The organism is Streptomyces mirabilis (assembly GCF_018310535.1).
Taxonomy (GTDB): Bacteria; Actinomycetota; Actinomycetes; order Streptomycetales; family Streptomycetaceae; genus Streptomyces.
In genome coordinates this window covers 411439-423626 of record NZ_CP074103.1, presented here as the reverse complement: position 1 = coordinate 423626, position 12188 = coordinate 411439, and the positions used below count along the sequence as shown (strand labels likewise).

The following is a 12188-nucleotide window of genomic DNA, read 5'->3' as shown; positions in this document are numbered from 1 at the left end:
GGGCAGGCGGTGTCAGGGCAGTTCGACGGGTCCGTACAGGGCGGCCGGCTGCTGGGTCTGCAGTGCCCAGTACCGGTCGCCGAACGACCAGTGCCACCATTCGGTTCGGTACGGGACCATGCCCGCGGCGGCAAGGGCACGGCTCAAAGTGGCCCGGTTCGTGCGGGCCGGGCCGCTGAGGCCGGGGGCGTCGGTGTAGCAGGCGCCGTCGGACTCCTCCGGTGAAGCGTTGACGCGCGTTCCCATGTCCAGCTCGCGGCCCTGGTGGTCGATCAGCGTCACGTCGACGGCCGCGCCGGCGGAGTGCGGCGCGATCTCCGGAGGCGACACGAAGCGGCTGGCGGCCGCCCGGAGCTCGGCCGCCTGCCAGTCCGGGTGGGCGCGCGCGAGCTCGTCGGAGTACTCCTCGAAGTACCGACGCTGCAGGGCCGGCGGCCGGAAGCCCTCGACGAACAGCAGCGACACACCGGTGGGAAGCAGCGACTGGGCGTGCAGCAGCCGGGCAAGAACGCCTTGCCGAACGTGGGCCCAGGCGCCCGCCGAGTCCCGTTTGCGGTCGTCGACCTTCAGGCCGTGCGCGCGGGCGTCGACGAGGACCTCGCCGCACTCCTGGACGGGGATCGCGGCGACTCTCCGGTCGGACATCAAGACAATGTTGCTGGCGGTCACGCGTTCCCCCAGGTGTCGACGTATGCGGCCACGCCGGTGCGGCGGGCCTCCTCCACGGCGCGCAGCCGCACGAAATCGCGGGCCGGCATCAACGCCTCCCACTCGGCCAGAGGCAGAACGCGGGCCTCGTCGTGCTCGCGCGCGTTGAGGGTGAGACCCCGGATCTGTGCATCGGTCAGGCGCCCGCCATCGAAGACGAGCTGCAGCGTGCTGTACGGACGCTGCGCCCGGGGCTGCCCGTACACGGTGGCCAGCAGCCGGGGCGGGCCCACGGCGGTCATGCCGGTCTCTTCCCGGCACTCGCGCACCACCGCGTCCCAGGGCCGCTCGCCCAGATCCATCGCGCCGCCGATCATGTGCCAGGGGTGCCCGGGGGAGTAGACGGAGTGCAGCTGGAGCGGCTGGTCGTCCTCGTCGGTGACGTAGAGGCATACGAACGCGGCCGCCCGGGGCAGTGCGTCGGCGTACTGCTGCGGCGGCACCCACGCCGAATCCGGCTGCGCACCAGGCGCGAGACCGGCGGGTGGGCGGTGGCGGGTCATCCGCATGAGCGCCGGGTTGCCGCTGAAGCCGAGCTCCCGGTACAGGGGCGCGGCCTCCGGGCTGGTGTGCAGCTCAAACAGCGTGACGTCCTCGACGTCGGCGAGGTGGTCGAGGAGAGAGGAGACGACGGCCCGGGCATAGCCGCAGCGCCGGTGCTCCGGGTGCGTGGCGACCAACTGCACGCGGGCGGCCCGGCCCCGGGGGTAGGCCGGCGCCGCCAGGACGGGGTGGATCAGGCCAAGGGCGCAGGCAGCCATCGTGCCGTCCTGGGCGTCGACGACGAAGGCCCGCGCATCTCCCTCGGGCGTCAGCCGTGGCGCCAGCTCGTCCGTGCACTGGCGGACCCAGTCCTCGGTGAACGGTGCGGACAGGATGTATGCGGAGCGCATCCGGGTGATGGCCTCGGCGTCACTAGGCGTTGCCGCGCGGACCGGCGATCGCCCGGCGGCGTCATGCGGCTCGGCCGCGGCAGTGGGTGCCGTGTCGGCGTTCACGTCGCATCTCCTGTCGGTGAGAGGGCTGCACGGTGCTCGGCGCGCAGCCGGGCCAGGGTCCGCCGGCCGCGTTCGACCAGCTCGGGATCGCGGTGGGCGACGCCGTACGCGATCCCGCTCACAGAATCGAGCGCTGCGTCGATGACGAGGCGGGCTTCCTCAGCGGCGGTCAGGGACCTGCCGTACCCGGCCAGAAACGCCTCGAACAAGTCGACGCGGCCAGCCCAGGCATCGGACAGGCGGACAAGGTCCCGTACGGCCGGTCCCGGCTCGCTGCGCTCGAAGTCGATCACCGCGACGAAGACATCAAGGGCGTCCGACTCGTCAGGGGTGAACAGGACGTTGCGGAGCTGGAGATCTCCGTGGGTCTCCACCCATTCCAGCGGTTGCAGGTCCTCGGCCTGCCGGACGAGCTCGCGGACGAACTCCTCATCACCCGGGAGCAGATGAGACCGTGCTCCGGCCAGGTGCCGGTCGGCCTTGGCGACGGCCGGGCCGCTGCCGACCGGAGCGGGCCGTGGGGGAGAGGACTGGTGGATGCGGCGGGCCAGCGAGCCGATCCGTTGGAAGACAGCCCTCTCCCGGTCCGGGGCCAGAACGGTGCCGTGCAGCGGGTGGCCCGGCACCGCGGTGAGGACCACCGCCCGCACGGTCTCGTCGGCGGCGACCAGCCGGGGCGCGGCCGCGCCCAGCTCCTGCGCCCACGTCCGTAGTCCTCGAACCTCCCTGGAGTGGAACCGCTCGCTCTGGTGCACCTTCACGTACCAGGTGCCGCCCTGGACGCCGTGGACCCGCCACACGCGGCTCTCCGCGCGCGCCCATGACGTATCCGTCCACTGCGTGATCCGGCCGACCGCCCGTTCCGCGAACTCCACCATCGCGGCGTCGGGGCGGGCGGTAGACGCCTGATCGGTCACGTCCGGCACGAGGCGCAACCGGTCGGCGCCGGGGTCGAAGGCGATGCTGTCGCCGGGCAGTTGGAAGTGCACGGCGAGGCGTGCGCCGGCGCTGTAGGCGTCCAGGCCCGCACGGCAGTACGCCACCATCTGGGCGGGCAGCGCGTAAAGGGATGCCCAGTCCATCGCGTCGCAGACGTCCGGCTCCGCGATCCCGGGCGCGCCTTTCCACCTCCGGACCTCGAAGAAGTGCCCGCTACGGCTGGCGCCTCCGGGGCTGCGGTGGTGCACGGTCACGGCGGCCCGCACGTCGGCCGGGTCGATGACGACACCGGTCTCCTCCCGCGCCTCGCGGATCAGGGCGGTGACGACGTCCTCGTGCGGACCGTCCAGATGACCCGACGGCAGGTGCCACAGGCCGGCGGCGTACACCTGCCCGGCCCGCCGCGACAGCAAGATCTGCGGCCCGTCGGCGGTCTCCCGGCGCAGGATCAGGTGGACGTCCACCGGCTCGGTGTGCCGCTGCCCGCCGCTCATCGCGCTCCCTCCGGACGTCGGGCGAGCAGAACCCTGAACGTCGTCTCCTCGACCAGAGACCCGTCCATCGCGTGCGCGTGGAGAAGTGCGAGGGCCTCGTCCTCGAACGCCTGATGCCGCTCTGCGAAGAGGCCAGCCCCGGCGAAGGACGTGGTGCGCAGGTAACCGAGTACCTCCCGCGGCGCCCAGGTGCGGGTCACGGGGAAGAGGTGTTCGGTGACCTCCTTGAACGCTGAGGCGGCAAGGTCCTCCTGGTACGAGCGGCGGGGCTCGGCGTAGGAACTGCGGGCGCCCGCCCGGCGCTCGTCGCCCAGGTAGAGCTGGATCAGCTCGCGCAGCGCACGGGTCCAGTCGGCGTCGTGGGTCCACAGGCTCCCGTCGCCCATGATCGCCACTGCGGCACCCGGTGTGGCGACCCGGTCTGCCATCTCCAGGACCGACGGACCGTCCATCCAGTGGTAGGACCGGCAGCAGGTGATCAGGTCCGGGCCGGAATCCGGTTCGCCGGGCAGCGTCGCGAGCGGCTCGTAGGCGTCGGCCGCCGCGTGGACCAGGGCGAGGGTGCAGTTGCCGAGCACAGGGGCGAGGGCTTGCCCGGCCTGGCGCAGCATCTGCGGGCTGACGTCGACCGCTTCGATGTGCGTCAGGCCGGCGCTGGCGGACAGGAGCGCGAAGGGCACCTGCCCGGTCCCGGTGCCCAGGTCGAGCAGCACCGGGGAAGGGCGGCCCCGCAGCGCGTCGGTGAGCAGGCGCACCGCCGCGTCCGGCAAGCCTGGACGGTGGCAGGCGTAGGTCGAGGCCGCGGCCTCGAACATTGCCTCCTGCTCCGATGGGAGGCCCGGAAAGGGACCGTCGGGGTAGGTCACGAAGTGGCTCCCTCATCGAGCGGGTGGGGGGCGGGTAGTTGCCAGGACAGGCGTCCGCACTCGGAGGCGGCCCACTGCCTACCGTCCGCATCGAAAAGGAGGCGGTAGCGGTCAGGGGAGCGTGCGGCCCGCCACCGGTCGGCGAGGTCCTGGATCTCTTTCCAGATGTCCCGCGGCCCGTTGACGGTGACGCTCCAGCGCCGGTGGCCCACCGCCTCCGCGCGCATCCAGGATCCGCAGCCGGGCGCGCCGATCACGACGTGCTCGGCGCCGAAGTCCCGGACCAGGCCACCGCCGAGGAGATGGTCGGCCGCCAGCCAGAAACCGCGATTGCTGTCCGGGGGCGGCGCCAGCATGCTCCGTTGAGTCCACGTGCCCGGCTCGGTGGCCATGCGCTGCCGGAACTCCTTCGTGAGCCAGATCCGCGCCACGCCGTGTCCCGCCCGGTGGGCGAACTCCACGGCCCGCAGCTCCGCCGTAATCTGCCCGTCGGCGGTGCGCTCGACAACGGCGAGGCCGGGCCACGACGGGGACGCACTGCTCACGTGCGCCAGCAGTTTGCCCCCGGGAGCGAGCTGTTCGACGAGGGCCGTGGGCACGCGCTCCACCGTGTACGACACGAAGATCCGTTCGAACTCCCGCCCCGCAACGCCCTGTTCTCCTGACCCGCACACCACCTCTGGACGGAACCCGAGATCGGCCAGCCGGGCCGCAGCCGCGTCAGTGAGGTGCCGATCCCGGTCGAGGGAGACCACCCCCTGGTCGCCGCAGACCTGGCAGGCCACCGCGGCGGTCACTCCCGCTCCCGTCCCGACGTCCAGCACCCGCAGACCCGGACGCAGATCCAGCTCCTCCAGCAGCGAGGCGGTCAGACCCATCACCGTCGACATTGACGTGATCGACGCCCCCGACCGCGTCCCGCGCGCCCGGCCCACCAACGGCTCGCCGTCGTGCTGAACGAGCACACTGGCCCCGCCGTACAGCAGCCCGAGCAGCTCGGGGCGGTCCTGCGGCGCCGACCAGTCCAGCAGGTCCCACCGCGGCGGCTCCTCGCTCGGCGCACTGCGCCGTACGTACGCCTGCGGCATCAGAACCTCGCGCGGCAGGGCGAGCAGCGCCTCACGTACCGGGCCGGCCGCCAGATCGCCGGCCTTCTCCAGGCGGGCGACCATCGCTGCCCGGGCTGCAGGAGCACCGCGATCGCCCCGGGTGCCGCGGCTGTCCGCCGACCCGGTGACTTCTGCCGTCTCCGTGTGGAAGGGGTCCGTAGTGGTAAGCGTCGCTGGAGCGTGCGCAGTTGGGTCAGCGGGCCGTCGCGTGGTGTCCCCGGTGTTCAGGTCCGTCATGTGGCGCCTCCGTCCAACGAGCTCTCACGGCGGATGTCTGCGGCGGCCGCCGCTCCAGGGGCCGGCACCTGAGGTGGAGGGCCGGGGCGCGGTAGTTCTTCGGCAGGCGCGGGTTCCTCCCGCTCGGGCGGGGCACCGGGCATCTGCCGCAGGCCGCGCAGCGGAGAGAGCGCCAGGACCAGGAGCGGCACAGTGAGCAGAAAGGCACCGACGACCAGGGCGGCCCGGACACCGGCCCACGTCCCCAGTGCGCCGGCGAGCAGCGCGCCGACCGGCCTGGCACCCGATGTCAACCAGGTGCTCACCGCCTGCATCCGTGCCTGCATGCGGGAGTTGGTGATGATCTGACGGATTGACCGCTGGGTGGTGCCCGCCGCACCCGCGCACGCCAACTGCACGAACAGCGCCGCACCGATCACGATCTGCCAGCCAAGGCCGGGAGAGGCGAGCAGCAGCGGAATCTGGGTCACCGGCGTGATCGCGAGCGCGGCCAGCATCATCGGCCCGGGCCCGATCCGTCGAGCAAGGGCAGGGGCGAGGAGCGCGCCGGCGGCCGCGCCCAGGGCGCCGAGCCCCAGCACGACACCGAACGCCGTGGTGCTCATCGCAAGGGTGCGCAGCAAGTACAGCGCCCACAGTGTGTTGAGCAGTGCGAGGGCGAAGGAAGTCGACGCGTTGACCAGCGTCAAGGTACGCAGCCGGTCGTCACTGCGTACATACCGCACGCCCTCGCCGATCTCCGCCCACAGCCGACGCTCCCCGGTACGTGCCCGGTCGGTCTTGGGCATGCGGATGCGCGCGGTGCACCAGGCACTGATGAGATAGGAGAGGATGTCTCCGAGCAGGGCTCGGGCCGGTCCGACCAAGGCGGTCAGCGCGGCGCCCAGGTTGCTGCCGCCGGTCGCGGAGAGGGCGAAGAGTGCGCCGACCCGGCTGTTGCTCCGCTGGATCAAGGACCGGTCGACCAGGCTCGGCAGGATGCTGATGGCCGCCGCGTCATGCACCACGCCCGCGGCGCCCTGCACCACGGCGACCGCCATGAGCTGGGGCAGGGTCAGTGCGTCGAGGGCTGCCGCCACCGGCACCGTGGCCAGTGCGGCCGCACTGACCAGATCCCCGATGATCATCTGGCGCTGCTTGGAATGGCGGTCAGCGAGCGCCCCGGCGTGCAGGGCGAGCACCGCGGGTGGCAGCAGTCCAAGGAACGCCAACCAGGCCACCTGAGAGGTGGTGGCGTGCAGCTCCAGGACGGCGATCACCGGGATCACCATCGAGCTGATCGAGCTGCCGGTCACGCTGGCGCTCTGCCCGATCAGGAACGTCCGGAAGTTGCGGTGCCGCCACAGCGACGTCTGGAGCCGAGCGGGAGAGTCAGCGGAGCTGGTCACGGAGCACCTCCTCCGCCTCGTCCAGGCGGGCGCACAGCACACCCAGGGCCTCGTGGCGGGCCCGCCCGTACGCCTCCAGCTGAGGGGTGACCGCGGTTGGGTCGTCGAGCGGCTCCGAGAGCGGGTACACCGAGCAGGCCAGGTAGCCGGCCGCCACCCGGGGCACCGTCATGAGGTCCTCGTCCGGCATGGCCGGGTTGGTCTCCCGGTAGGCGGCGACGGCCGTGGCCAGGCCCGTGGGCCAGTCCGGGGCGGTCAGGACCGTGCGCGGATCGAGCACGATGCGTCCCAGCTCCCACATTGGGCTGCGGTGCGTCGGCGGCCGGAAGTCGACGACCGCGGCGACCTTCTCGCCTCTCAGCATCAGGTTGAGGGAGGACAGGTCGCCATGGACGATCTGCGCTGCCAGGGTCAAGGGGAGTGCTTCGAGCATGGATGCCGTTGCGGGGAGTTCGTCCAGCCGTTGTTGGGCGGCGTCTCTCGACCACGCTCCGAACGCGGAACTCGGGGGTTGCTTCGCGTAGCTGTCGAGGAGCCGTTCCAGGCGCTGGCGGCCCCGCTCGATGTCACAGACCTCGTGGGACGGGGCGCGGCGCGGCGGCCCGTCCGGATGTCGCGCGAGCGTGCGGTGCAGTCGGCCCACGGTCGCGCCGACGGCGGCCCACTGCTCGCCGTGCAGGCCGCCTTCCGCTGTCTCGGCGCCCTCGGCGAACGCGGTGACGGCCACCGCCAGGCCGCCTTCGACGGCGATGAGGTCGCCGTCCAGGGTCCGGCGCATCGCCGGCACCGGGACCCCGCCGAGTGCGGCGAACTCGGCCAGCTCGAGGGCGCGCCCCTCGGCGCCCAGGTCAGCGTGCTCTGGGTAGGCCTTCACAAACCATCGGCGGCCGTCGCCGTCCTTGGCCACGTAGTTGCACGTGGCGGTCCCTGACGGCCCTTCGCGGACGTCGGTGGGGACGACGCGGTAGTGCAGCGCCAGGATTCCCGCCACGGCCGTGACGTCGAACTGCGCGTTCAATGCCCGGCCTCCGGCCTGCCGGGGCCGTTCATCAGCCGGCGCAGCGCCCGGGCGTCCGCCTGTAGTTGGGCCTCTTCCTGGCGCCCGAGGTCGAGCACGTCGAAGGGCAAGGGGCCGCCCGGCGCCGGGTCCGCACCCGCCTCCCGTCGCGGCACGACGTGATGGTGGGCATGCGGAATGGCGTTGCCGAGGAGCAGGTAGTTCATCTTCAACGGCTGGTAGTGCGCCTCAAGTGCGCGGCCCAGGGCGAGGGTGTCCCGCCAGAAGGCGGCGGCTTCGTCGTCCGAAAGTTCGGTGGGCTCGGCCACGTGGCGCGCGGTCACGATGGTGATGGAGTAGCCCCGGACTCGCCCGGAGCGCCAGAGATAGGACTGGGACACCTCGCCGCGGTGCAGCAGCAGCCCCCATCCGATGTCATCGGCCGTCCAGTCGTTGCCGCACATTGGGCAGTGGTGGCCGGCGCGGTGCGCGAGGAAGTGCTCAGGCCAGGAAGAGCTGGGTGTCGGTGGGAGCGTCACAGGGGCTCACCAGCCCGTCTGCGTGTACGGGCGGCCCGCGACGATGCCTTCGATCGCCAGGCGGGTGTACGGCACGACCTTTGCCGGAAGATCCTGCGGGCTGAACCACCGCCACGCCACGCACCGGTCGGGCTCCAGGAGTTGCGGGGTACCGGACCATGCCCGGGCCTGGAAGACGAGCGCGATCCGTGCCCGCGCCGTCGGCGAGTCGACGTGGTGGACCACATGCACGAGCTCGATGTCACCGGGATCGATGATCAGCCCGGCCTCCTCCTGAGCTTCGCGCACCAAACAGCTGATGGCGGCTTCCCTCTCGCAATGACCTGCCAAAAAGTGCCATTCGTCCGGCGCGAAGGCCGAGTCGGGATGGCGCAGTCCGAGGAGGATCCGGCCCTGCTCGTCCTGGAGGTGAAGGTGGACGCCGATGATGTGGAGTTCGGTCCCCTCCGGTGCCTCTTCGTGCAGTGGGCGGATGCGGTCCGGCGGGCTGCCGGCCGGGGGGTGCTCGGCCGCGTGGCGGCGGATCAGGTCGCCGAGACCGGGACTCATGGGTAGTCGGTCCAGCATGTCGGGGGTGAACCATTGCAGAAGGACGCCCTCTTGTAGGCCCGCCGTGTCGGGGTGTCCGCTCCAGCGGGCCGTGAAGACCTTGATCGGCACCGCGAGGCCGTCGACGCTCCTCGCCTCTTCGACTGCGTAGGGCGCCAAGCCCACCGGTGCAAGGCCGGGGGCCTCCTCGGCGAGCTCCCGCCGCAAGGTGTCCTCCAGGCCCCGGTCATCCCTTTCGCGCCCGCCTCCCAGGAGGTCGAAGACCCCGGGCGCCCAGATGCCCTCCCGCAGATCCCTGAGATGAAGCAGGTAGCGTCCGAAGCCGTCGTGGACCAGAGCCGACGCGTTGACTGGCTCCGGCTGCCCGTCGAGCCCATCGGCCTCGGCGTCCGACAGCTTGGCCCGCAGCGTTGGGGACCTGACGTCGGCGAACGCAAGCCACTGGGAACCCGAGACCTCTTCGTCCTGGAGCCTGAGCGGCGGCAGCTGCTCGGCGCTGACGTAGAAGGCGAAGCGGAAGTCGAAGTGCTGATGGCTCGGCTCGCCCTTTGCGGGATTGGCGTTGATCCCGTGCACGTCGATGTCGATCGGGCCGCCCAGGAACTGCGGGGTCAGACACAGGTCACCGGGCCGGATGCCCGTCTCCTCGGACACCTCCCGAAGAGCAGCGGCCATCAGGCTCCGGTCCGCCTCGGCGTGCCCGCCCGGGGTGAGCAGCAGCCCAGTGGCCTTGTGGACGATGTGCAGTACGCGCCGGTCTCGGTCGATGACGACCGCGCTGCAGGTGACGTGGCCGGGAAGAGTCGCCCGGCTGGACGGGTCGTCCGGCCCGTCCAGGACGGCAAACAGGCCGGCCAGGGACTCTCGCTCGTGCGGGTGCCGAGTCAGGTAGCTGTCGAGGGTCGCGCGGATGTGGGAGCGGGTGATCGGCACGTCAACACCTCGGAGAAGCATGGAAGGGCTGGTGGATGGGTCGAGGGTGGGCGGGTCAGCGGGGGCCGTGCGCCCGGGCGGAGCTGGTGAAGTGGTGTCGGGGCCCTTCACGCGCGGGTTCCGTGCTTCTCGCCGTCCGGCTCCGAGGTGACCTGGTAGGACAGCAACTGCTGGAACGGGCCGCCTTCTTGGGCGGCGAGGTCCTTGTAGGTGCCCTCCTGCACGACTCTGCCCTCGTCGAGGACAACGATCCGGTCGGCCACGGCGACGTTGGTGATGCGATGCGTGACCAGCAACACCACCCGGTCCTGGGCCAGGTCCCGCAGCCGCTGGAAGATTCTGTATTCGGCGCGAGGGTCGAGGTTGGCGGTCGGTTCGTCGAGGACCAGGAGCCCTGCCTCGCGGAAGAATGCCCGGGCGAGCGCGATGCGCTGCCACTGGCCGCCGCTCAGTTCCTCGCCGTTCAGCCACTCGCGGGCCAGGAGCGTGTCCAGGCCGGCGCCGAGCTTGTCGACGACCTCGTCCGCGTCGGAGGCCTCGCAGGCTTCGAGGACCGCCGCGTCACCGCGGGCCGTGGGCTGCCCCTGGGTGACATTCTCGCGGACCGTCAGCGGCCAGTGCGCGTAGTCCTGTGGCACCAGGGCCACCTGCTGCCACAGTGCCTGCGGGTCGGCGTCGTCGGTGGGGACGCCGTCCCACAGCACCTGTCCTCCAGTGGGCAGGTACAGGCCGCTGACCAGCTTCGACAGCGTTGATTTCCCCGATCCGTTGAAGCCGACCAGTGCTGTGACCTCGCCCCGGCGCAGCGTGAGCGAGACGTCGGACAACGCGTCCTGGTCCTTCCCGGCGTAGCGGTGCGAGACCGACTTGATCTTGATCTCGTTTGGTGGCGCTGGCCGGTGCTCGCCGCGGCGCATGGTGTAGCCGCCGGCCAAGTCGAGGAACCGGGTCCAGTCGTCCATGTAGAGGCCGGTACGCACGGCACGGGCCCCCACGGCGACCAGCCCGCGCACCGACTGGCCCACCGTCTGCAGAGCGAAGACGGCCGTGCCGGCGTGGCCGACGCTGATGCGGCCGGTGGCCAGCAGCCACACCACCGCCGCCCACACGACAGCCGATCCGAGGCCGCCGCACAGCGCGCCGAACAGCGACATGCGGGCGCCCTTGTCGGCCGCGGTCCGGTCTTCGCGGTTGATCCGGGCGACCGTCTGCCGGTACCGGCCGGACAGGAATTCGGCCATGGTGCCGGCGCGGATCTGGTCGGCTGCCTCGCGGGTGAAGATGTGCCAACGCAGCACCGACAGCATGCGGTTGTCGCCGTTGCTGCGCAGGTTCGCCAGGTAGCGGACCCGGGCGGCGCTGACCTGGGCAAGGGCCTGCGGCAGGCTGGCCACGACCAGAAGGGGAAGCAGCACCCAGCTCACGCCGGCCAGCACGATGGCCCCGGCGAGGAAGGAGGCCGCCGAGGCGATCAGGTCCTGGCCCTCGTTGACCAGGTCCCCGGTGACCTGTGCTCCGCGGTCGGCGGCTTCGCGGTCGCGGTTGAAGTCGGGGTCGTCGTAGGCGGAGAGCTCCACCTCGGCGCAGCCGGTGAGCAGCATCTGCTCGGCTTCGCGCGACATGAGCGGGCCCAGTCGGGAGGAGAGCCAGCTGACGGTGATGCCCAGCAGCGCCCGCACCCCGGTCGCAGCCGCCAGCAGGGCTACGGACGGCCATGCCTGGAGGAGCCGATGGTAGACGTCGCCACTGGTCAGCAGTGCGGTGAGGGTTCCGCTGATCGCGATGAGGCCCAGGGCCTGCATGACGCCGGCGACCGTCTGGCACAGCAGGAGACCGGTGGTGGCCTTCCGGTCGACGCGCCAGGCCAGTGCCAGCGAACGCCGCACCAGCTGGGGCAGGCGCCGGGCCATGTCGCGCATCCGGATGGAGCGGCCGGCCGCTTCACGGCTGCCGGTCAGGTCCACGTACCGCATCTCCGGGGCGGGGGAGGGCTGCTCCGCGCCGGCGCCCAGCGCGGCTTGCGGTGACGCGGTCGGCGGGGCGGGCGGAAGGGGGGTGGGGCGCGGCCCCGGGACGGTCTCGGCGGTTTCATCGGTCGACTCACTCATGCCACCCACCTCGTATCCAGACGTGCTGAGCAGCGGGTGTCGTCAACACGGCGCACCGTCACGGGGGTGGGCCGTCGTTCGATTCCGGAGGGCTGATGCACGAGGGTGGGGGCGGGATTCATGATGTCCTCCATCTGGGCGGGGAAGTGGCACTGGTGCTCTAAGAACGCGTCGGATCGGGCTCCGTCACGGCTCATTTCGTGAACACACGTTCTGATCGGGCTGTTGGGGCGGGCAGGGTGCGGCGGCGGGCCTTGAAATCTGTTCGACGCAGTCGGGTCACTCCTTCGGGGGATTGCCGTGCTGGCCGGGGATCCGGTGTG

10 protein-coding genes are annotated in these 12188 nt (G+C 71.6%); all 10 read right to left on the bottom strand.

What is annotated here, in order from left to right; translation table 11 throughout:
- Positions 1-12: 12 nt before the first annotated feature.
- The 10 genes from SMIR_RS42700 to SMIR_RS42650 all read right to left on the bottom strand — a co-directional run bounded on the left by SMIR_RS42700 (position 13) and on the right by SMIR_RS42650 (position 11730).
- Entirely contained in the window at positions 13-645 is a 633-nt protein-coding gene (locus tag SMIR_RS42700; protein ID WP_212728831.1) for a M15 family metallopeptidase, read from the bottom strand.
- A gap of 20 nt (positions 646-665) precedes the next feature.
- Positions 666-1706 (bottom strand): bifunctional GNAT family N-acetyltransferase/NUDIX hydrolase, encoded by a 1041-nt coding sequence (locus SMIR_RS42695; protein WP_212728830.1) that lies wholly within the window; start codon positions 1704-1706, stop codon positions 666-668.
- Positions 1703-3139 carry a phosphotransferase gene (locus SMIR_RS42690; protein ID WP_212728829.1) on the bottom strand — a complete coding sequence of 479 codons (1437 nt, stop codon included), beginning with the start codon at positions 3137-3139 and terminating at the stop codon, positions 1703-1705. The genes SMIR_RS42695 and SMIR_RS42690 overlap by 4 nt, the downstream gene beginning before the upstream one ends.
- Positions 3136-4005: a class I SAM-dependent methyltransferase gene (locus SMIR_RS42685; protein ID WP_249938720.1), complete on the bottom strand. Its 870-nt coding sequence runs from the start codon at positions 4003-4005 to the stop codon at positions 3136-3138. Before SMIR_RS42685 ends, SMIR_RS42690 begins: the two co-directional genes overlap by 4 nt.
- Positions 4002-5177, bottom strand: a complete 1176-nt coding sequence (locus SMIR_RS42680) for a protein-L-isoaspartate O-methyltransferase family protein (protein WP_249938719.1) — start codon at positions 5175-5177, stop codon at positions 4002-4004. The genes SMIR_RS42685 and SMIR_RS42680 overlap by 4 nt, the downstream gene beginning before the upstream one ends.
- A 170-nt stretch (positions 5178-5347) precedes the next feature.
- Positions 5348-6739 carry an MFS transporter gene (locus tag SMIR_RS44220; RefSeq protein ID WP_249938718.1) on the bottom strand — a complete coding sequence of 464 codons (1392 nt, stop codon included), beginning with the start codon at positions 6737-6739 and terminating at the stop codon, positions 5348-5350.
- Entirely contained in the window at positions 6723-7757 is a 1035-nt protein-coding gene (locus tag SMIR_RS42665) for a phosphotransferase enzyme family protein (RefSeq protein WP_024127160.1), read from the bottom strand. Before SMIR_RS42665 ends, SMIR_RS44220 begins: the two co-directional genes overlap by 17 nt.
- Positions 7754-8200, bottom strand: a complete 447-nt coding sequence (locus SMIR_RS42660) for an HIT family protein (protein WP_181411833.1) — start codon at positions 8198-8200, stop codon at positions 7754-7756. The genes SMIR_RS42665 and SMIR_RS42660 overlap by 4 nt, the downstream gene beginning before the upstream one ends.
- Before the next feature lie 81 nt (positions 8201-8281).
- Positions 8282-9757, bottom strand: coding sequence for an NUDIX domain-containing protein (locus SMIR_RS42655; RefSeq protein ID WP_212728827.1), 1476 nt, complete (start codon positions 9755-9757; stop codon positions 8282-8284).
- A 107-nt stretch (positions 9758-9864) separates the two neighbouring features.
- The gene (locus SMIR_RS42650) at positions 9865-11730 is read right to left on the bottom strand and encodes an ABC transporter ATP-binding protein (protein WP_044472955.1); all 1866 of its coding nucleotides are present in this window, start codon (positions 11728-11730) and stop codon (positions 9865-9867) included.
- Between the last annotated feature and the right edge of the window lie 458 nt (positions 11731-12188).